The organism is Pontibacillus yanchengensis Y32 (assembly GCF_000770635.1).
Taxonomy (GTDB): domain Bacteria; phylum Bacillota; class Bacilli; order Bacillales; family BH030062; genus Pontibacillus; species Pontibacillus yanchengensis.
In genome coordinates this window covers 1-22468 of record NZ_AVBF01000005.1, presented here as the reverse complement: position 1 = coordinate 22468, position 22468 = coordinate 1, and the positions used below count along the sequence as shown (strand labels likewise).

Genomic DNA, 22468 nt, shown 5'->3' with positions numbered 1-22468 from the left:
TGAGAGTTATTCTCATGCGACTTTTTTAGTGAAAATAATAGTCGGTCGCCATATATCGTTGATTTCGCTCTTAAAATTAAGAAACGTTAAACTTTTGGTACTGAATAGTTGATTCGTTGGGAATTCACTCGCTTTCCGCGGACAATCGGTGAAGCCTCCTCGTTCGGCTTCGCCTCTCTGCGGGGTCTTCCCTCGATCGTATTTCCGCAGGAGTCTCGCAAATTCCCAACGAATCAACGCCATGTTTTGTTGTCCTTATAAACAAAAGCGTGAGCGCCCGTTTAGCGATGTACAAACTGTCCTGTTTATGGTGAAGTTCGAGAACAGGTGGAGGTTCGATTAAGATCGCTGCTTCCTGCAGCAACATCGAACTGACCTACATCCTGTAGGCCCACATCACTTTATCAAAGCTATCCACAAACATAACTAGTTTATAGTACGCTAGTCGACAAGGAAGGTATTTACCTTTTATCTGGATTAAGGGGAAAGTTTCAACGCTATTGATTCATATATTCAAGGTGGTAAAACATGCTGAAACCCCTTTTATATCAAGGGACCTAAAATGAACAAGATTGACTGATGTGTTGCTATCTTAATACTCAATCTAGCACTAAATACGAAGGATCCGTTATACCACATACTATGGGCGGAGGGAAATGGTGAGACTCCTGCGGAAGAAGGGACAATGCGAGACCCCACAGAGAGGCGTAGCCGAACGAGGAGGCTTGCATGTTCCTCCGCGGAAAGCGAACCATTTCACCGTAGCCCCTTCCTCACAAACGTAACGGGTCCAGCCTCACCAGTTATGTTGTGTAAGAACATAAAACTCTTTCATTATTATATCAACAACAAACTTTAACAAACCAAAAATTAAATCTCGCTCATAAATCCCCAGCAAATATTCCACTTCATTAGAGAAAGTGGAATCACCAAACGCATATTTTTTAAATATAATGTTTGCGTTGGCAAAAGAATGGGAACATCTCTACCAAACCCATAAAAAAAAGGAGCGATAAATCATGAACGAATACACAGTTGCACCAAACAAAGATGCTACGGGTTGGTTAGTAAAAGTAGAAGATGTAGCGCCTACTGAGCATTACGTTGATCGTGATTCTGCAGTAGAAAAAGCTGAGGAAATTGCCAAAGAGCATTCTCCGAGTAAAGTTTACATTCTTGATAAATATCATGAAGTAGAAGAAGAACGCTCATTCTAAAAAGCTTCTCACATCCATAATATCATTCATGATAGAGAAAAAGCCTAGCATACTAGTATGCTAGGCTTTAAATATCTAGTGCCGGTGTACAGCAACTCTTTTGTCATTATAGTATTTTACTAAGGAATGATTGGGTTCTTTCATGTTGAGGCATATCGAAAATTTGAGTTGGGGACCCTTCTTCCATAATGATTCCTTCATCCATAAAGAGTACACGGTCTCCTACCTCTTTAGCAAAGCCCATTTCATGTGTTACGACGACCATCGTCATGCCTTCCTTTGCTAGATCCTTCATTACTTGAAGTACATCGCCAACAAGTTCAGGGTCGAGAGCGGAAGTTGGTTCGTCAAACAACATAACTTTAGGGTCCATGGCGAGTGATCTTGCGATAGCCACACGCTGTTTTTGACCTCCTGATAAGCTTTCAGGATATGCGTCCGCTTTATCAGAAAGTCCAACCTTATCAAGAAGTGGACGTGCAGCTTCCTCTGCCTCTTCTTTAGAGAGTCCCTTTACTTTAATCGGGGCTAAGGTGATGTTATCTAATACACTCATATGTGGGAATAAGTTAAAATGTTGGAACACCATCCCAACTTGCGAGCGCACAGCATTAATATCCACCTTAGGGTCAGTTAGTACATCTCCATCGATTTCAATCTCTCCAGAAGTAACTTCCTCTAATAAATTCAAGCAACGTAAAAAAGTACTTTTACCGGAACCAGATGGGCCAATGACACATACCACTTCGCTCTCATTAACATGAGCGTTGATTCCCTTTAACACTTCATTTTTTCCAAAGTATTTATGCAGATCTTTTACTGTAATCATTTAGACATCCAGCTTCCTTTCTAATCGACGTAGGTAAAGTGATGTTGGTATGGTGATCACTAGATAAAGCAAACATACCATGACTAACGTTTGGAATGGAGAATAGGTAATATTATAGTATTGTTTACCCTGGTAAACAATCTCTGGGATCGCAATAACAGATAGTAAGGATGTATCTTTTAAACTAATTACAAATTGGTTCCCTAAAGGAGGAATCATTCGTTTAAAAGCTTGTGGCCAAATAATATACCTCATCGTTTGGCGTTGCGTTAAACCCATCGCCCGGCCAGCTTCGTGCTGTCCTTTTTCAATAGAATAAACTGCTCCACGAACGATTTCTGCTATGTATGCGCCTGCGTTTATAGCAATCGCGGTAATCGATGCCGTCACAGCATCTATATTAAATCCTATGATTCCTTTTGTTAGGCCCGCATAAATAAAAAGTATTTGAGCTAACATCGGTGTACCACGAACGACTTCTACGTAAACAGTAGAAAGGGTACTGATGATTTTACTTTTTGATAGTCTACCTAAACCAAAGATAGCACCAAGTATAAAGCCAATAAATAATCCAGCAAAGGTAATGAAGGCTGTCCAACGTAAACCTTTTAGAAGAAATGGCAAGCTATTGTAATAGTGAGATTCTTGAATGGCTTCAATCATTGTATTATCGCTCCTTGTCTTCATTTACGGGCAAAAAAGCGTAACAAGCACATGCACCTGTTACGCTCTTTGCCCATAGAGGTAATCTAAGAAGTATATGAGTGGTTCTTACTCTGATTTGGAACCAAAGTATTTTTCATAGATTTCGTCATAGGTTCCATTATCTTTAACAGCTTGTAACGCTTTATTTACGTCTTCAACTAACTCAGATTCTTTCGGTAACGCAATTCCATAAGATTGGGCTTCCAGTACGTCACCAACTGTTTTTAACTTACCTTCACCACTTTGGTTGATGTAGTATTTCACATTTGGTAAATCATAAAGTGCTGCATCAAGGCGTCCTGACTTTACGTCCATGTATGCATTAATGATATCTGGGAATGCCTTTACTTCCGCATCAGTATTTTGCTTTAAGTAGCTTTCACTCGTAGATCCCGTTTTAGTACCAACGGTTACACCATCTACGTCGTCTATAGATTTAATATCGTTGTTGTCTTTATTAACCATTAGAACAACACCAGAATCATAGTATGGATCAGAGAAAGCGATTGATTCCTTACGCTCATCCGTAATGGAAATACCAGCAATCGCTAATGGAAAACGACCAGACTGCATTCCTGTAATAAGTCCATCAAATTGCATGGATTTGAACTCAACATTAAAACCAGCCTCATCAGCAATGGCTTTCATTAGTTCAATATCAAACCCTTTCATTTCACCTGTTTCAGGGTCCTTGAACTCAAATGGTTTAAAATTAGCATCCGTTGCCACAGTATAGGTTTCTTTGTCTCCGCCTTCACCGTTGGCTGAATCACCACTAGTGCCACACGCTGCTAGTAATGAAAATGATAATAGTGCAATAACGAGCGTAAATAACTTCTTCATGTAATTGTCCCCTTCCAATTAATGGTTTATCTCTATCATAAATAACATTATCCCATAGTTATCAGAAAATTTTAAATTCGAAACAGAGCCGTATGGCTTGTTCTATTTTCAAAAATTCTGAAAAATATACATTTAACACTATTTTCCTATTAATAGCTCTAGATAGTTTTTATTTTCTGGAAAATATGCATAATTTAGAGAGAGGCTTCTGATTTATGTTAAAAGAAAATCAGATGTTTTGGGGAAATGTATCCTGCGCTTTTAATGAAAATGAATTATAATAATGTCTACATGTTAGCTATTTTGTTTGAAAAGGAGATGTTGTGATGTGTGCGGATTGGACTCCCGAAGTTGTGATATCTTCAAAAGATGCCGTTCAACTGATTGAAAACCAGTTTCCCAATCTTCACCCTGTATCCATTCAACAAATTGGAGAGGGGTTTGATAATACCGTATTTGAAGTGAATCAAAATTATATTTTCCGTTTCCCTAGAAAGCAAATTGCTGAAGATTTATTAAAGATAGAAAAAGGACTCCTACCTAAGCTGTCCACCCAACTACCGATATCTATTCCAACACCAATTATGTTTGGTCAGCCGGATTACGGATATCCATGGCTTTTTCTTGGTTATCCGTTTATTAAAGGAGAGGTTCCAGGCGTTATCGAAGATCATATTCGGGCCGATTCTGTTCCATTGATCGCTGAGTTTTTGAAAAAACTCCATTCCGTATCAAAGGATTGGGCCCAACAATGTGGTGTTCCTGTGGATCCGATTGAACGTTTGAACATTACCAAAAGGAAGCCAAAGCTCTTAGCCAACCTTACCAAAGCTTATGAAATTGGGTTATTAGCTAGGGATGAAAAGATGTCAGCATTTTTGAGAGAACTGGAGAGGGTAGAAGGGGTTGATTTTAACCGGAATACTCTTGTGCACGGTGATTTACATATAAGGAATGTTCTAGTTGATGAAGATGGAATGTTGAGTGGGATTATAGACTGGGGTGACACTCACATTGGACACCCGGCAATTGATTTGGCCTTTGTTTATACGTTCTTCCCAAAACAAGCTCGGGAAAGGTTTTTCAATATGTATGGTGAGGTCCATGAGTATACTCATATTTTGGCAAGGTTTTTTGGTGTGTATGTATCTGTTATTCAATTATTGTATGGGCATGACTTGCAAGACCATTCCCTTGTAGAAGTAGCAGGAGATGCAATTGACCGGGTTATAGAATAAATATAAAGCGCCCTGGAAATTTACAAGTTGCTGGGCGCTCGGGATAGATATATGTGCAATGTGTGTAACAAGCCAACTGATTCAGGATACAGCTGGTTAACAAAATATTATTACATTAGTTTTTTCAAAGGTTGATCAGCCGGACCTTCCAGAACCTCGCCTGTGACCGAGAACCTTGAGCCGTGGCATGGACAGTCCCATGTTTTTTCACCGTTATTCCATTCCACTTCACAGCCTAAATGAGTGCATGTAGTATCTACAACATGTACGTTACCTTCGTCATTCTTATAAGCTCCTGCTCGTTGATTGTCATAGGTGACTATATCGCCTTCATTGTTTTGTAAGTCCTCGATATGTTTTTCTGGAGCTTGTACTTTTCCTTTTACGAATTCCTTCGCTACGTTTAGGTTCTCTTTGAGAAAATGCTTTATGCTAGGGTCTGCCAAGAAACGTGATGGTGTATAGAGCTCTTCATACAATGATTTTTTCCCTTTAATAAGGTTGGAAAGTAGGATGGCTGCCGTTGTTCCGTTTGTCATTCCCCATTTTCGATAACCTGTAGCTACAAAGATATTGTCATGATTAGAAGTTAATCGACCGATATAAGGGATTTTATCTAGTGTTATTAGGTCTTGAGCTCCCCATTGGTACATGGTCTGCTTAATGGTGAAATGCTCATCTGCGAATTGTTGTAAAGCCTCAAAGTGATCAGAAGTATGCCCTCCTTGGCCAGTTTTATGGCTTTCTCCACCAATAAGTAACATAGGCTCACCATCAACAGTAGCTGTTCGAATCGAGCGCTTCGGCTCATCTGCGCTTAGATACATTCCTTCTGTAACGGGTTTCTCGGTTTTTACACCAACAATATAAGAACGCTCAGCGTACATTCGACTAAAGTACAATGCTTTACCATCATAAAAAGGGAAATGGGAACACGAAATGATGGAGGAACACGTGACACGAGAGCCTTCTTTTGTCACGATGGTTGGATGTTCTCCTTCTTCCACATCATTTGCGACAGTATGTTCATAGATTTCAACATCCATTTTCTTTAGCTCATCAATTAGGAATGATAGGTAACGTAAGGGATGGAACTGTGCTTGTTTTTCCATGACAATCCCTGATTTTATAGAAAAATCGATAGGTAATTCATCTACATATCCGCCTGGTATGCCAAGTTCCTTATACGCTTCTACCTCTTTCTCAATATTCTCAACGCCTTTATCTGTATTCGCGTAAATGAAAGCATCCTCTTCTGTGAAATCGCAATCAATTTGTTTCTCTTCTACTAGCTCTTTCATAAATGTAAGAGCTTCCGCATTGGACTTATAATACAGCCTGGCTTTTTCTTTTCCTACATGCTGCAATAATTCATGGTAAATAACATCGTGTTGAGCTGTGATTTTTGCAGTCGTATGTCCGGTTGTCCCTTTTACTAGTTCATCCGCCTCAAGAAGGGCTACTTTAAAGCCCTCTTTCGCTAATAGATAAGCTGTTGTAATGCCTGTAATACCACCGCCAACTATCCCAACATCTACTGATGTATCCTGAGATAAAGACGGGAAGGTAGGAAGGTTTGTGTCTTTAATCCAATAGCTTGTTGGTATGGTGTCATTTTGCTTTTCGTTCATAAAAAAGTTCCTCCTCATATAAGACTTGTTCTCTTTACTTTGTCTTATTATGGGAAGAGTTATACGAATAAAGAACAGACAGGAGATAATGATGAAGTTCTATAACTAGCCATGGGTCCGATTATCATCCTATCCATTTTTAGTATCGGACCCATTCTTTTCTTTAGATTAGCTCGAATTAACGTTTTTACCTTACCAAAGCATATTATAGAGCCTGTCATCCACCAGGTTTGTGTTAATGGGACAGTTTTTAGCATTACGACCGTACTGCCATCCCCACACGTTTGATTTGCATGTTGGTTTGGTTGGGTTGAATTTCGGGGCTTTTCTTGCCTTTGACACGCCACGATCGGGGAGGGTGCTCCATAATACCGATTGATTGGAAACTCTGCTGTCTTTCGATACTGCTTTACAATAAGCACTACTAAACGGACCATTTACGGGGTCAATGTAGAAGCCAGGTTTATAATCAGTACTATATAGTCCATCCACATAGCCCCGTATCCAAGATTCATCTACATCAAAAAACTTCTCAATATTTGCAAACAGTAATCGCCCTTTTGGAAATTTAAGTCGTTGTGCGTGAAATGCGGCGTTCTGAGCTGTAACTTTTCCTTTTCGATAGCCAGTGGCATCCTTGAAATTGTTGTAAATTGGCAATACTTTGGTGCCGCTATTCTGCAAAAATGTAATTTCTTCTGATGTTAATCCTTGAGAAGCGTTTGGTACAGTAGTTAAGTATCTTCCCCAGTATTCAGGTTTCCCAAAGGTCTTTAATACGCAATCATAAAGCTCTTTTGTAACCTTTTGGGTAGAGTCCACTCCCCATACATATCCCATTCTCGTACACCCTTTCCTATATGAATCAACTCGTTACATGTATATTCAAAAATAGGCAAGGTGACAATGTTTCTTTCAAATAATAACGGGAACTTTTAATAGTGTTGTTGGATGGACTTCTTATTAGGGAACAATTTGTGCTCTACATGGACAAACCATTTTGTACGCGAAAGACTGTATAGGAACAAGGCAATCCATATGAATGCGAACGAAATGAAGTGAGTCTCCGTAAACGGCTCATTGTATAGAAAAACGCCAAGTAACAACATGAGTGTAGGAGCCACATATTGCAGAAATCCAACCATGGAAAGAGGGATTCTCCTCGCTCCACTTGCGAAAAACAACAATGGTATTGCTGTTGCGACTCCAGCCCCAACCAATAATAATGTGACGAGAGGGGAGATGGTAAAAGATCCTGTACCAGCTAAGTTGCTCTGAGTTAAATACAGTATCGCGATAGGCGTAATCATGAATGTTTCAATTGTTAAGCCAAACATGGAACTGAGCTGAATTTGTTTTTTTAACAGTCCATATGCTCCAAAACTTAACGCTAACAGCAAGGCAATCCAAGGAACTTGATGAAAATGAATGATTAGATTCAAGACTCCTATCGTTGCTAAAAGAAATGATACAACCTGCCATGGCGTAAGACGTTCTTTCAAAATAATCATCCCAAGCAGGATACTTACTAGAGGATTGATGTAATATCCTAAACTAACTTCTACAACATGATTGGCGTTCACTGCCCATATGTAGGTGAGCCAATTAATACTAATCGTAATAGATGCAAGCGTTATTCCGATTAACCTCTTTTTTTGTCCAATGAGTTGGATCGCTTCCTGAAAAAGAGCTCTCCCGTTTTTCGTAATGAACACAATAGCCATCATAAAAAGAAATGACCATACAATACGGTGAGCTAGTATCTCACCAGCAGGAACCTTCTGTACTTGCTTCCAATACAAAGGTAAGACTCCCCATAAGGTATAAGCACAAAGGGTATAGAAAATACCAACTTTTTGTTCATTTTCAGACATACGATCCCTCATTTCATCTTCAGATTCACACCATATAAGTATAAGGCATGGAAGATGGTTACAGAAAGATGAATCCTTCGAAATAATACTAGTTTTCAATTTTTAATGGATTGTATATCAAAAAATAGAATAAATATTATGAAAATGAGTGCTTGTATATACAAAATTAAATGTATGCGATATCATGTATATACAAGGTAATAGGAAAACGCTTTATTTTTTCTGTGAAAATACTCAGGTGCTTTGTTCAACTAGCTGTTGGTACTTGGGTTAGACAACTTTTTTTAAGTGAAGAAAGTATTGTTTCTGGCGCTTACATGTCTAGCTTCAGCGCCCAGCGACTAGCAAACTTCCTGCTCCTCCTTACGATAAGTCAACATCGAATCGCTTAAGCTCTTCGTGTTGCTTTATCTCATACGGATTCAGGGTAAGTTCGATTAAAATCGCTACATCACGTAGCAACATCGAACCAACCCACGTCGTGTGGGCCGCAGTTTGTACGTCGCTAAGCGGGCGCTTGCGCTTTTCTTATGAGACAAAATTTTATGCAGGGAGAGGGGTACATCATGGATTTGAAAAAAGATGCTAAACAAATTCTTGAGGCCATCGGTGGTCAAGAGAATATTGCGGCTGCAACTCACTGTGTAACGCGACTTCGGTTATCTTTACATGATGAGAGTAAAGTCGATCAAGACAAACTAGAAAGCATAGAGTCAGTTAAAGGTTCTTTCTCAACAAATGGACAATTTCAAATTGTGATTGGACAAGGAACTGTTGAGAAGATGTATAAAGAGTTAAATGAACTTGGAGTTGGAGAAGCTACGAAAGATGATGTAAAAGCAGCTTCTTCCGAGAAAATGAATCCACTGCAGCGTGCCATTAAAACATTGGCAGATATCTTTATTCCGATTTTACCTGCCATCGTTACAGCTGGTTTGCTTATGGGTATCTACAATATCTTATCTGGGACGGGCATTTTCTTTGATGAGAAGTCCCTGATTGATGTGTACCCACAATGGAGTGACCTGGCGAATATTATAAATCTAATAGCCAATACAGCCTTCGTGTTTTTACCCGGGTTGATAGGTTGGTCTGCGGTTAAGAAATTCGGTGGTAATCCACTACTCGGTATCGTACTTGGTTTAATGCTTGTTCACCCAGATTTATTAAACGCATGGTCATATGGTGAAGCGGTAAAAGAAGGTTCTGTTCCAAAATGGAATTTATTTGGATTAGAAGTGGAGAAGATTGGTTATCAAGGTCAGGTATTACCTGTACTCTTTGCTTCGTATATACTAGCTAAAATTGATGTGTTTTTACGTCAACGTATTCCGGACTCTATTCAGTTACTTATCGTTGGACCAGTTGCTCTACTAGTGACAGGCTTCATTACGTTTATTGCAATCGGACCACTTATGTTTGGACTAGGTAACTTGATTACAGATGGACTTGTTTCAATCTTCGATAACTTTGCTGCACTTGGTGGTTTAATTTACGGTGCACTATATCCAGTAATGGTTATTACAGGTATGCACCACACATTCTTAGCTGTCGATATTCAGCTGATTGGTAACACAGGTACAACGTTCTTATGGCCAATTCTAGCACTATCCAACATTTCTCAAGGATCTGCTGCACTTGGTATGATGATGGCCACGAGAGATGAGAAATTGAAAGGACTAGCAGGTTCATCTGGCTTGTCAGCTTGGTTAGGTATCACAGAGCCTGCCTTATTCGGGGTAAACTTACGTTATAAGTTCCCATTCATTGCAGCGCTAGTATCTTCAGCTGTTGCAGCTCTAATCATTACGGTGCAAAACGTACAAGCCTCTTCTATCGGTGTAGGTGGCGTACCAGGAATATTCTCTATCCTTCCTGAGGATTGGTTATTCTTCTTAATTGGAATGGCGATTGTTATTGTACTACCATTCGTAGCCACTTACTTCATTGCTAAAGGTCGTAAAGTATAGAAAATATATGTAGGAAACATTTACGAGTGGAATAGCAACCTTGCTTTATTGGTTGCTATTTGCTCGTTCTAAAAATCTTCAAAGGACGGTGCAGACATGACACAACCATGGTGGAAAAATTCTGTTGTTTATCAAATCTATCCTAAAAGCTTCAATGACACGACTGGAAATGGGACAGGAGACATTCAAGGTATTATTGAAAAGCTTGATTATCTCGATCAATTGGGAGTAGACGTTATTTGGCTAACTCCTATTTATAAATCCCCTCAACGTGACAATGGATATGACATTAGCGATTACTTTGATATTCATGAAGAGTATGGCACGATGGAGGATTTTGACCGTCTTCTAGAAGAAGCTCATAAACGAAACATCCGTATCATTATGGATATTGTGGTTAATCATACTTCTACAGAGCACGAATGGTTCCAGCAGTCCATACAATCCAAAGACAATCCATATCGTGACTATTATATTTGGAAGGATCCAGTTGATGGTGCGGAACCAACGAACTGGCAGTCTAAATTTGGAGGCAATGCATGGGCTTACGATGAAGGTACAGGCCAATACTACCTTCATCTATTCGACGTGACTCAGGCTGACCTGAATTGGGAGAATGAAGCGGTTCGTAAAAGCGTCTACGATATGATGCATTTTTGGCTACAAAAAGGTGTTGATGGTTTCCGCTTGGATGTTATTAATCTGATTTCCAAGAATCAGGCGTTCCCTAATGACTACGAAGGCGATGGTCGTAAGTATTACACAGACGGCCCTCGTGTGCATGAGTTCATGCATGAAATGAATCAGGAAGTCTTCTCTAAATACGAAATGATGACAGTAGGGGAGATGTCTTCTACAACAATCGATAACTGTGTAAAATACACAAACCCTGAACGCGAAGAGCTAGATATGACGTTTAGCTTCCACCATCTAAAAGTCGATTACCCTAACGGAGAAAAATGGACAGTTGCCGATTTTGATTTTCAACAGCTGAAGCAGATTCTATCTGAATGGCAAGTTGGGATGCAGCAAGGCGGCGGCTGGAATGCTTTATTCTGGTGTAACCACGATCAACCACGCGTTGTATCACGCTTTGGTAATGATGAAGAGTATCACAAAGAGTCAGCTAAAATGCTTGCGACAACGATTCATCTGATGCGAGGCACTCCTTATATTTATCAAGGGGAAGAGTTTGGTATGACCAATCCAAAATTTGATTCCATCGAGCACTATCGTGATGTCGAAGCTCTTAATACGTATAAGATTCTTCAAGAACAAGGAAAAGATGAAGAGGAAATCCTAGCCATTTTAGGTCAAAAATCAAGAGACAACTCACGTACACCAATGCAATGGACAGATGGAAGACAGGCAGGGTTTACAGAAAATATCCCATGGATTCCTGTTGCGTCTAACTACGAACAAGTGAATGCTGAGGCTGCATTAGAAGATGAAACTTCCATCTTTTATCATTACCAACGCCTTATTCAACTTCGCAAACAGTATGATATCATGACATATGGAGAGTACGAACTCATTCTCGAAGATGATGATGAAATCTTTGCTTATGTTCGTCATGGTGAGGGCGAAAAGCTACTTGTCGTGAACAACTTTTATGCGAATGAAACAACCTTTACGTTACCAGAAGGTATTGATGTAGAAGGGTACACTGGAAGCGTTCTATTGACCAATTATCAAGATACGCAAGGAGACATTCATCACATCACTCTTCGTCCGTATGAGTCTGTTGTCTTTCATTTAACTAAGTAAACTAAAAGAGTGATGGTGTCATGCAACAAAACAAATTTATGTCCATTTATCAGGACATTGTCGAGAAAATAAAAAAAGAGGTCTACAAAGTAGGAGAGAAGCTTCCCTCAGAGAATGAACTCTCTCAAACGTATGAAACGTCACGAGAAACGATTCGTAAGGCGTTGAATCGGTTATCTCAGCATGGATATATCCAAAAGGTACGTGGAAAAGGCTCTATTGTACTCGATATTAAAAAGTTTGATTTCCCTGTCTCAGGACTCGTTAGCTTTAAGGAACTTGCCGATGATATGGGAGAACCACCCGTTACCGAGGTACATGAGCTCTCCTTATCATCTCCTGAAGAGCACATTCGTTCCGCAATGGAACTAGGTGATGAGGATCTAATCTGGCATGTGACACGCTCTCGTTCCTTTCAAGGGGAGAAAATCATCTTAGATAAAGATTATATTCTCTATAATCAAGTACCAAAGCTGACGAAGAGCATTTGCGAAGAATCCATTTATGCTTATTTGGAACAAGAGTTAGAGCTCAAGATAAGCTTTGCTAAGAAAGAGATTACAGTAGAAGAGCCTACCAACGAAGACGAGCGCTACCTTGACTTAAAAGACTATCCCAATGTGGTCGTTATCAAAAACTTTGTGTACCTCGACGATACTACCCTTTTCCAATACACAGAATCCCGCCACCGCCCAGACAAATTCCGGTTCGTGGATTTTGCAAGAAGGTAGATAAACACCCCTCTGGCCAACATGGTCAGAGGGGCTTTTTACGGTGCCGCCTTTTATGGTGCCAGACCCCCGTTACGTTAATGCGTTAAAGGTATTGCGCAGAAAAAGCCTTTCTTATCCTTTTTCAATATGCGGTGCCAGACCCCCACTGCGTTAACATGATAAAGGAATTTATGCGTAAAGGTGTTTCTTTTCAATAAACCATAGTAAAATCATGATAAACAAACTGTAGAGAAGGAGGGGGATAAAGTGAGTATTGCGTTGCTACTTTCATTTCTAGGTGCTGCAGTTGTGCTTACTATAATGCCAGGACCAGATAATTTATTTGTGCTTGCTCAAAGTATTTCACAAAATAAAAAAGCAGGTATCATGACGACACTTGGGTTGTGTACTGGGATATTTGTACATACTACAGCAGCTGCAGCTGGAATATCAGCCATCATCTATCAGTCGAGTTTCGCGTTCATGATAGTAAAATACGCTGGAGCCATATATTTAATATACTTAGCCTGGGGTGCTTTTCGGGAAGGCAAAACCTCCTTTGAAATAGGTTCACAGCCTAAACTAAGCTATAGCAAGCTCTATAAGCGCGGTATATTTATGAATGTTCTGAACCCTAAGGTATCCCTATTTTTTCTAGCTTTATTCCCACAATTTATCGATTCTACTAGCAATGCCTGGGCGGTTCCTATTCAAATGGTTTTGATGGGAATTGTGTTTTTACTACAAGCATTTGTCATCTTTACGACAATAAGTTTTTTTGCTGAAAAAGTTCGCATATGGCTGGAGCGATATCCAGCTATAGAAAAACGGATCAATCTGATTAAGGGTGCTATCTTGAGCGTGATTGGTGTGAAGCTCGCTCTTTAACGGTGCCAGACCCCCACTGCGTTAGTGTGATAAAATATCATGGAATTACTGTATTGAGCTATCTTTTGCTAGCAAAATGTTGAGGTACGTTATTTCATAAATTAATATTACTGCAGTTTAGAACCATAAGATTGGCAAATTATACTTTCGCCTCTTTTCATTTTTTTTCGTAAAATCATGAAGAAATGAAAGGAGGTATTATTTTGTCTAGACCTATACGTGTATGGTATCGGGGCGCACAATTACACATAACTGCTCGAGGAAATAGAAAAGGTCATTTGTTTTATGGTAATGAAGATTATGAAACTTATCTACATCTATTGAAGAAGTGTCAGGAAGAGTCTCCATTTACTATCCTCTCCTACTGCCTCATGCCAAACCATATTCACCTTTTAGTAGAATTGCAAAATCACTCACCTGGAGAGATCATGAAATTTATTCAATTTCGTTATGCAAAGTATTTCAATAAGAAATATGATTTCTCAGGCCATGTTTTTCAAGGAAGATACCATTCGAAATTGATTGAATCTACTCACTACTTGAAAAAGGTAAGTAAATACATCCATCTTAATCCAGTAAAAGCCGGTCTCTCTTACTCACCTGATACTTATCGATGGAGTAGTTATCCCTTGTATGTTGATATGAATTCGAATCATGGTTTCATAGAAATACAGACAATCCTCGACTTATTTCAAGAACCCCAAATTTCAAACTATAAAGAGTATATTCTGAGCTTTGATGAAGGAGAAGTGTAATAGACAGGAGGAATTTCAAGCCATACTTTAATGCATTAACGTGGTGGGGGTCTGGCACCTTTTAGAAGAAAACGCTTTCATTTATAGCTATCATCCCATATGATAGTAATAAAGGGTTCTTCTAAGTAAGAGGGGGATATAGGATGAAGAAAGAGCATGGTTTTGAAACAAAGGTGATCCATGGGGGTTATGATTCAAAGGATTTCTTAGGAAGTTTGACAACACCCCTATTCCAAACATCTACCTTTACGTTTGATAGTGCTGAACAGGGAGAAATGCGTTTTGCAGGGAAGGAAGATGGATACATTTACTCCCGTCTAGGTAATCCAACAGTAAAAGCGTTGGAAGATCGTATCGCTCAGCTTGAGGAAGGGGAGGCCGGCCTTGCCTTTGGTTCTGGTATGGCGGCTGTATCGGCTGTGTTAATTGCCTTAACAAAAGCAAATGATCATATCCTTTGTTCGCGTGGAGTGTATGGTTGTACGTTTGGCTTATTAACGATGATGGAAGAAAAATATAATATCCAAACAGATTTTAGTGACATGAAGACCGCTGAACAAATTCGTTCGCTTATTAAACCAGAGACGTCCTGTATTTATATTGAAACACCAATTAATCCGACCATGGATTTAATCGATTTAGAGCTCGTTTCCACTGTGGCCAAGGAGCACAACATTCCTGTGGTCGTCGACAATACGTTCTGTTCGCCGTATTTACAAAAGCCTTTAACAAAAGGCTGTGACGTCGTGTTGCATAGCGCTACGAAGTATATCGGGGGTCATGGAGATGTGGTGGCTGGTTTGCTGGTTGGAAAGCAGGAATTCATTCAAGAGGTGGCGATGACGACGCAAAAAGATATAGGAGGAATTATTTCTCCTTTTGATGCCTGGTTATTGCTACGAGGGTTAAAAACACTTCCTGTCCGCCTAGATCGTCATTGTCAGAATGCAGAAAAAATCGTTGCCTATTTGAAAGATCACCCTGTTGTAGAAAAGGTTTATTTCCCGGGTGATGCTACAAATCCAGACTATGACATTATGAAAAAACAAATGAAGCAAGGCGGGGGTCTGATTTCCTTTGAAATAAAGGGAGAGAAGGAAGATGCACAATATATCCTCAATCAGCTGCGTTTTATTAAAACTGCTGTAAGCTTAGGCGATGCAGAAACCTTAATCCAGCACCCAGCCACCATGACGCACTCGGTCGTACCGGAAGAAACGAGAAGACGTATGGGCATTACCGACCAGCTGGTCCGTCTATCAGTGGGACTCGAAGCATGGGAGGATATTTGGGAGGACTTGAAGCAAGCTCTAGATCAAGTTGCATCTGCTAGATTACACAAATAAATAGATACGTTAGCCTTCCTTTTGTAGGAAGGCTTTTTTGCTGATAAAAGATAATAGTACTTAGTGTTATGTTCTTGTGCCACAACTCTCGTAAGTTCGCTCGATTATCCTATTGAACCAAAGCCCATTAATATCGTACTATTGGTATTTGTAACCATTCAGCACCATGGATAAGGTTCAACATGAGAAGGAGGATGCATATGGTTGCTACAAGTCATCAGGTGATGGGCTTTACGTGGGGGATGGGGGCTATTACGATATACAATAGTGTAGGCTACATACCGGAGCAGTTGTTTGCTACGATTTTATTTTTTGTAGCAGTCATTATTGGATCGCTCATACCGGATATCGATACACCAAAGTCCAAGCTAGGTGGGCCATTCGAGCGCTGGGGATTTATGTTTGTTATATGCCTCGTTGGAGTGGAGATATTGACGCCAGGGTTTTCGAGGTCTGCTCAGTTTTTATTGATGATTTTATCGCCGTTATTGTTTGTGTATTCTGGGCATCGTAAATTCACCCATTCCATTGCCTTTCTTGCATTAATGGGGGCGTACAGTTTCCTACTTCATACATATATCGCCATCCCTTTGTTTTATTTAATTGGTTTCTTAACAGGTATCGTTTCCCATTTATTTGGAGATTTTCTCACCAAAAGAGGGATTCCACTGTTTTATCCGATAAGTAGAAAGCACGTGAAGTTCTTTTATACATTTCGCACTGGCTCACCGATAGAAGTGAGCATTACAGCTGCGCTAGTAGTTTTAAACATTATTATCCTATCGAAAAATGTACTCGGATAACGTAAAACAAGGCCTCCCCAATTGCGGAGGCCTTGTTTTTTGGATAATCAAATCTTTTAAACGGAAAACACGTAATCGCGATGTGGTGAACAATCACGATGAACTTTTCTAAGCTCTTTCCAACATCCGATCCAAAGCTTTCTTTGCGTCTCGAGCAATGTTCGCATCTACCTCAATAACATTATGTGGTTCATCATTTTCGATGGACTCTAAGCACCAGGCAAGGTGGGGGAGATCTATGCGGTTCATGGTTAAGCACGGACACATATTCGGATTAAGAGAAATGATGTGTTTATCAGGATGCTCCTGTATAATTCGGTTCACTAGGTTCATCTCTGTACCAATGGCCCATGATGATCCAGATGGTGCATTTTCAATGGTATTGATGATGTGGTTGGTTGAGCCTGCATCATCAGATAATGCCACAACTTCTCTGCGGCATTCTGGGTGGACAATGATGTTCATATCCGGAGATTCTTCTCGTAATTGATGAACATTTTGTACGGTGAAATTCTCATGCACAGAACAATGTCCTTTCCATAAAATTACCTTGATATCTTCTATACTTCCTTCATAAATAAGCTCATTTATAATCGGATCCCAAACGGCCATTTGTTCTAATGGAATACCCAGGTTGTAGGCTGTGTTTCGTCCAAGGTGCTGATCTGGTAAAAATAAAATGCGTTCTTTTTGTGTGAATGCCCAGCTTACCATCCGTTCTGCATTGGAGGAGGTCACGGTTGCACCATTGTTCTTCCCTACAAAAGCTTTGATAGCAGCTGTAGAGTTCACGTAGGTGAGCGGCATGATCGTATCATCAAATAGCTCCATGAGCTTTTGCCAAGCTTGTTCCGTTTGATCAATGTTGGCCATATCGGCCATGGAACAGCCTGCTCGCATGTCAGGTAAGTACACTTTCTGTTCAGGTTTCGTTAAAATGTCTGCCGTTTCAGCCATGAAGTGAACCCCACAAAATACAATCGCCTCGGCTTGGTGATTATCTGCAGACAATTGAGCCAACTTCAATGAGTCGCCACGATCGTCTGCAAATTGAATGACTTCATCTTTTTGATAGTGATGTCCTGGCAAATAAAGACGGGAACCCATTCGTTCTTTCACACCACGTACGCGTTGCTCTAAATCCTCTGTACTAGCTTGCTTATACTGTTCCGGAAGCATCGGAGTTTTCTGTTCAACTGCTTCAAAAATATTCACTATAGTACCTCCTTATTGCATTTCAACTCTTACACTAATATCAAGGGCCGTTGCCGAATGGGTTAAACACCCAAGCGATATATAATTAACGCCAGTGTGGCGGTACGTATGCAAGTTTGCTAGATTAATCCCACCAGAGGCTTCAGTGGTGATGGAAACAGGAACGAGCTTATCAAATTGTTCTATTTCCTCTGGTGTTCGGTTATCGAACATGATGCAATCTACACCAGCTTCGACTGCTTCTCTTACCTGTTCCTCTGTCTCCGTCTCGACTTCAACTTTAATCATATGTCCCAACTGTTCTCGTAAACTAGTCACCGCTTTCGTAATGGACCCTGCAAAGGCAATATGATTATCCTTGATCATCACCGCGTCATATAATCCATTTCGGTGGTTAAAGCCCCCACCCATTCGAACTGCATATTTTTCAAGCATTCGAAGTCCAGGTGTGGTTTTTCTAGTATCACAAATTCTAGTATAAGGACTATCTAATAGAAGCACTGCTTGTTTCGTAATGGTAGCTACGCCGCTCATTCTTTGTATGAGGTTTAAGATGACACGTTCACCAGTTAACAATGTGGACATGGGACCTTCCACTGTCGCGATTATCTGGCCTTCTTCTACTTGGTCTCCGTCTTGTATAAAGAATTGGATTTCGATATGTTTCGATAGAAGCTCATAACCTATTTCAATAACATCTGTTCCACAAAAAATACCAGTTTCTTTAGCGATAAAATGTACTTTTCCTTTTGTGGTTGAATCAAATAAAAGGCTACTTGTTTGATCGCCTTCCCCTATATCCTCAAGGTAAAATTGTTCAATTAATTGCCGTAGCTTGATTTTGTTCATGTATGTCACCCTTTGTATAGTGTTTCTGATGGAGGATATGCTTCGCCTCCCACTCTTTCTTTTCCAATGGAAAATCACTTCTGAAATGTCCTCCGCGGCTCTCTTCCCGTGTTAAGGAAGAGGATGTAATCAGCCAAGATGTGATAAGCATAAAAATGGTCGTGATTTGGTCTTTCGTAAGGGCGTTATAGTTTGCTTGTAATAAATGCTTCAGGGAATAAGATTCAAGCCAGTTGAGCTGTTCCTTTAAAGAGTCTTTCTCTCTGACAATGCCTGTGTGTCTCATCATCTTTCTTTGGATATGTGTAAAGGTTGGAAGAGGTAAAGAAGGATGTATGCTAGGTTGATTGTGTAATAAGTGGCTCGAGATAGCTTGATAGGTTCTAATTGGCTGTTGATTAACGTAATTAGCTAAACGCTTCCCATAGACAAGTCCTTCAAGTAATGAATTGCTTGCCAGCCTGTTTGCCCCATGAATTCCCGTACATGCGGTTTCTCCAATGGCGTATAGTCCATTAATAGACGTTCTGCCTATTTCATCTGTTTGGATTCCACCCATTAAAAAGTGACATCCAGGTGCTACAGGAATAAACCCATGGCTTATCGATACGCCATGTGACTCACATAGGCTCGTAATACTAGGGAATCGTTTTTGGAAATTTGCGATGGAGCGGATGTCTAGATAAACCGTATGACCTTGCTGGATAGATTCGTAAATCCTTTGAGAAACGACATGACGTGGTCCGAGATCTTCTAGGGGATGGACGCCTTTCATGATAGGTTCACCATGTTCATTGACTAATTTGGCACCCTCGCCCCGTACAGCTTCTGAAACTAATCCTTTTGTTTCTCCATCTAAATAAAGGAGAGTAGGATGAAACTGTACAAATTCCATATCCATCACTGTTGCTCCAGCTTTATAAGCAAGCGCAATGCCGTCTCCAGTTACAGTTGATGCATTTGAAGTTAATGAATACACCTGCCCACAACCGCCAGTGGAGAGTACGATGTGACTAGCAACAAAGGTTTGAATGTCACCTGCACGATCTTTTCCTTTTACGCCATAGCATGCATTGGAAGGGGAATCGACCAGTAACTCATAAACAAAAAAATCTTCTATCACGGTAATGTTGTTTCCGATTTGTTGTGTTAAGCATTCAACAATTCGCTTTCCTGTCTGATCACCACCACCATGAACAATACGATGTTGGCGGTGTGAGCCCTCCATACCTAGCGAAGGGGTACCATCTTCTGTAAGATCGAATTCACACCCTTGTTGTAAAAGATCATCAATCATTTCCGGGGCTTCTTCGGTTAATAATTGAACTGCTTGATGGTTGTTGCTATATCTTCCTGCTTCTAATGTATCTAAATAATGTTGGTAGGGATCATCATCCAAGCCAATAGCTGCAGCAATGCCGCCTTGTGCCAAAGAAGAGTTCCCATGTTGAAGGCTAGACTTTGTGAGAACAATCACATTCAAATGCTTAGAAAGCTTACTCGCAAGCTGGAGTGATGCAATCCCACTACCAATTATGACAACGTCTGTTTTTTGCATTTTGTAACCTCCTGAGTTAACAGGTGTCTTGACACTTATATTTACATACAATTAAACTAATGACAAGTATTTTGTGCGAAAAATTGTAAGGAAGAGGCGATTACATGATGTATTTTGATTATGCAGCTACATGTCCAATCGATGAAGAGGCGCTCCAAGCATACAACAAAGCAGCGACTTCCTATTTTGGAAATACACAAAGTTTACATGACACAGGTAGTCAGGCTGAGACGCTACTCGAGGAGTGCCGAAATACGTTCGGTAATTTATTAGGGGTAGAATCGAAAGGGATTTATTTTACCTCTGGTGGAACGGAGAGTAATTTTTTAGGCATACATGCGTTAATCAGCTCAAATCAAAACCGAAAGCACATTATTATTTCCGGTGCCGAACATGCTTCTATTGAACATTGTTCCCAAAAACTTGAAAGGGAAGGCTATCAAATAAGTCGAATCCCCTTTACAGATGAGGGAATAATAGACATAGAAGAGCTAGCTAATAAGCTTTCGGAAGATACGGCATGTGTAGCTATTCAGCATGTAAACCCAGAGCTAGGAACAATCCAGCCTATTGAAAAAATCGCTACTCTTTGCAGTGAATTTGGAGTGTTGCTCCATGTGGATGGCGTTCAATCATTTGGAAAGGTAGATGTGACGGGGATTGTCCCTCAAATCGATAGCTATGCCATTTCCAGTCATAAGGTATATGGACCTAAGGGCGTTGGGGCTCTTTACATCCGACCGAGCTTAACGTTTCACCCGTTCCTACCAAATGGGAGTCATGAAAAAGGTGTAAGAGCCGGTACTGTAAATACACCTGCAGTTGTTGGCTTTACAGTTGCATCTCAAAAAATAGTAAAGAACTTATCTGCACATACCAATCATTTTAAAGAGTTGCATGATACGTTTGTCGAAACAATGAATACGGTAGATTCATATGTTGACTGGATTATCCCGAACAAGTCAAAACGCATCTATGCAATCGTTGGTTTATGTGTATCGCAAATAGAAGGACAGTGGATGATGCTTGAAGGTAATCGACGAGGGTTTGCATTCTCCACAGGAAGTGCATGTCAGGTAGGAAACCAGGCTCCTTCCCCAACTTTGATGGCTATGAATAAAAGCAAAGAAACAGCCAAGACGTTTATTCGTATCTCATTTGGTAGAGATCATACGAAAGAGGAAGTCAAACAATTAGCGAATACCCTTATACAAACTATCGAAGAGCGCCATCAAATTGTGCTACAATAACTTAGTACAAAGACTTAAAGGGAGCGTTAGATATGAGCCATCAGAAGAAAGTGCTGGGTGAAGAGCGACGTGCCATGCTTTTGGAGATTCTCCGATCTAGCTCTGAACCGATAACAGGGAGCGAATTAGCGAAACAAGCCAATGTTAGTCGGCAGGTTATTGTCGGAGATATCTCTTTATTAAAAGCCAAACAAGAACCTATCATTGCTACGAGTCAGGGGTATATGTACTTGAATGACTCCAACAATGTTAATCAAGTTGAACGCACCATCGTAAGCTACCACACAGCAGACCAAACAGAAGCAGAACTAAACCTACTAGTCGATCATGGGGTAATTATAAAAGATGTCTCCGTTGAACACCCAGTATATGGGGATTTAACAGCTTCCTTGCATATCTCAAATCGAAAAGAAGTTAAGCAATTTATCAAACAAATCCAATCCAACCAAGCAACGTACTTATTGGAACTAACAGGCGGTATCCATATGCATACGATTGTTGCTACCAATGAGCAGATGCTTGATGAAGCCGTAGAGGCATTGGATCAACAAGGATATATTGTTCGCTCTTAAATGTGCAACTCTCATGTCTTCAGGGCATGGGAGTTGTTTTTACATAGTTTAAATTATAGGCTATGTTAAAGTTTGGTGTTGATTTTGGAATCAACTAATCTAAATAGTTTTATTCCAGATAAGAAGCATAATCTGGAATAAGGAGTTTTGGTGCTGAGTGGTTGATTCGGTGGGAATTCACTCGCTTTCCGCGGACAATCGGTGAAGCCTCCTCGTTCGGCTTTGCCTCTCTGCGGGGTCTTCACTCGATCGTTTTTCCGCAGGAGTCTCGCAAATTCCCACCGAATCAACGCCATGTTTTGGAGTTCTTATCAAGGAAGGTTTGCTCCAATACTTGGATTAAGGGGAAAAGTTTCAACACTTTTGATTCATATATTCAAGGTGGTAAAACACGTATAAATCCCTTTGATATCAAGGGGGCTAAGACGATAATTAGATTGACTAA

20 protein-coding genes are annotated in these 22468 nt (G+C 40.2%); 11 read left to right on the top strand and 9 right to left on the bottom strand.

The annotated features are described in order from the left end of the window. Positions 1 to 1019: 1019 nt before the first annotated feature. A complete protein-coding gene (locus N782_RS03020; RefSeq protein WP_036816009.1) occupies positions 1020 to 1217 on the top strand; it encodes a DUF2188 domain-containing protein in 198 nt (65 codons plus the stop codon). A 106-nt stretch (positions 1218 to 1323) separates the two neighbouring features. Here the strand turns inward: N782_RS03020 and N782_RS03015 are convergent, their stop codons facing one another. The 3 genes from N782_RS03015 to N782_RS03005 all read right to left on the bottom strand — a co-directional run bounded on the left by N782_RS03015 (position 1324) and on the right by N782_RS03005 (position 3594). Next, the gene (locus N782_RS03015; RefSeq protein ID WP_036816008.1) at positions 1324 to 2046 is read right to left on the bottom strand and encodes an amino acid ABC transporter ATP-binding protein; all 723 of its coding nucleotides are present in this window, start codon (positions 2044 to 2046) and stop codon (positions 1324 to 1326) included. Continuing rightward, a complete protein-coding gene (locus N782_RS03010; protein ID WP_052111139.1) occupies positions 2047 to 2709 on the bottom strand; it encodes an amino acid ABC transporter permease in 663 nt (220 codons plus the stop codon). 108 nt (positions 2710 to 2817) lie between these two features. After that, positions 2818 to 3594, bottom strand: a complete 777-nt coding sequence (locus N782_RS03005) for a glutamine ABC transporter substrate-binding protein (protein WP_036816004.1) — start codon at positions 3592 to 3594, stop codon at positions 2818 to 2820. Positions 3595 to 3920: 326 nt separating this feature from the next. On the opposite strand from N782_RS03005, the gene N782_RS03000 reads away from it, so the two are divergent. Beyond that, entirely contained in the window at positions 3921 to 4832 is a 912-nt protein-coding gene (locus N782_RS03000; protein WP_036816003.1) for a phosphotransferase, read from the top strand. Positions 4833 to 4942: 110 nt separating this feature from the next. On the opposite strand, the gene N782_RS02995 is transcribed toward N782_RS03000, so the two are convergent. The 3 genes from N782_RS02995 to rarD form a co-directional block, all read right to left on the bottom strand. Next, positions 4943 to 6463, bottom strand: coding sequence for an FAD-dependent oxidoreductase (locus tag N782_RS02995; RefSeq protein ID WP_036815997.1), 1521 nt, complete (start codon positions 6461 to 6463; stop codon positions 4943 to 4945). Positions 6464 to 6655: 192 nt separating this feature from the next. Beyond that, positions 6656 to 7303, bottom strand: coding sequence for a glycoside hydrolase domain-containing protein (locus tag N782_RS02990; RefSeq protein WP_036815993.1), 648 nt, complete (start codon positions 7301 to 7303; stop codon positions 6656 to 6658). 95 nt (positions 7304 to 7398) lie between these two features. After that, positions 7399 to 8337: an EamA family transporter RarD gene (gene rarD, locus N782_RS02985; protein ID WP_420805573.1), complete on the bottom strand. Its 939-nt coding sequence runs from the start codon at positions 8335 to 8337 to the stop codon at positions 7399 to 7401. A 566-nt stretch (positions 8338 to 8903) separates the two neighbouring features. Here rarD and treP point away from each other — a divergent pair. The 7 genes from treP to N782_RS02950 all read left to right on the top strand — a co-directional run bounded on the left by treP (position 8904) and on the right by N782_RS02950 (position 16579). Next, positions 8904 to 10307, top strand: coding sequence for a PTS system trehalose-specific EIIBC component (treP, locus tag N782_RS02980; RefSeq protein ID WP_152600701.1), 1404 nt, complete (start codon positions 8904 to 8906; stop codon positions 10305 to 10307). Positions 10308 to 10403: 96 nt separating this feature from the next. Then, entirely contained in the window at positions 10404 to 12074 is a 1671-nt protein-coding gene (gene treC / locus N782_RS02975; RefSeq protein WP_036815988.1) for an alpha,alpha-phosphotrehalase, read from the top strand. A 20-nt stretch (positions 12075 to 12094) separates the two neighbouring features. After that, on the top strand, positions 12095 to 12805 hold the full coding sequence (gene treR, locus N782_RS02970) for a trehalose operon repressor (RefSeq protein WP_036815986.1): 711 nt from the start codon (positions 12095 to 12097) through the stop codon (positions 12803 to 12805). Positions 12806 to 13054: 249 nt separating this feature from the next. Continuing rightward, entirely contained in the window at positions 13055 to 13675 is a 621-nt protein-coding gene (locus tag N782_RS02965; RefSeq protein WP_036815985.1) for a LysE family translocator, read from the top strand. A gap of 203 nt (positions 13676 to 13878) precedes the next feature. Next, positions 13879 to 14430, top strand: coding sequence for an REP-associated tyrosine transposase (locus tag N782_RS02960; protein ID WP_036815984.1), 552 nt, complete (start codon positions 13879 to 13881; stop codon positions 14428 to 14430). A 143-nt stretch (positions 14431 to 14573) separates the two neighbouring features. Then, complete coding sequence (gene megL / locus N782_RS02955) at positions 14574 to 15776, top strand: methionine gamma-lyase (protein WP_036815983.1); 1203 nt, start codon at positions 14574 to 14576, stop codon at positions 15774 to 15776. 200 nt (positions 15777 to 15976) lie between these two features. Next, positions 15977 to 16579, top strand: a complete 603-nt coding sequence (locus N782_RS02950) for a metal-dependent hydrolase (RefSeq protein ID WP_036815981.1) — start codon at positions 15977 to 15979, stop codon at positions 16577 to 16579. Between the two features lie 108 nt (positions 16580 to 16687). Here N782_RS02950 and nadA read toward each other — a convergent pair whose 3' ends face one another. Genes nadA through nadB form a run of 3 tightly spaced genes read right to left on the bottom strand, consistent with a single transcriptional unit; the run spans position 16688 to position 20201 of the window. Continuing rightward, the gene (gene nadA, locus N782_RS02945) at positions 16688 to 17794 is read right to left on the bottom strand and encodes a quinolinate synthase NadA (RefSeq protein ID WP_036815978.1); all 1107 of its coding nucleotides are present in this window, start codon (positions 17792 to 17794) and stop codon (positions 16688 to 16690) included. Between the two features lie 12 nt (positions 17795 to 17806). Beyond that, complete coding sequence (nadC, locus tag N782_RS02940) at positions 17807 to 18643, bottom strand: carboxylating nicotinate-nucleotide diphosphorylase (RefSeq protein ID WP_036815968.1); 837 nt, start codon at positions 18641 to 18643, stop codon at positions 17807 to 17809. Continuing rightward, complete coding sequence (nadB, locus tag N782_RS02935; protein WP_036815966.1) at positions 18612 to 20201, bottom strand: L-aspartate oxidase; 1590 nt, start codon at positions 20199 to 20201, stop codon at positions 18612 to 18614. Before nadB ends, nadC begins: the two co-directional genes overlap by 32 nt. A 104-nt stretch (positions 20202 to 20305) precedes the next feature. On the opposite strand from nadB, the gene N782_RS02930 reads away from it, so the two are divergent. After that, on the top strand, positions 20306 to 21451 hold the full coding sequence (locus N782_RS02930; protein WP_036815965.1) for an IscS subfamily cysteine desulfurase: 1146 nt from the start codon (positions 20306 to 20308) through the stop codon (positions 21449 to 21451). A 32-nt stretch (positions 21452 to 21483) separates the two neighbouring features. Continuing rightward, entirely contained in the window at positions 21484 to 22023 is a 540-nt protein-coding gene (locus N782_RS02925; protein WP_036815963.1) for a transcription repressor NadR, read from the top strand. The last annotated feature ends 445 nt before the right edge of the window (positions 22024 to 22468 follow it).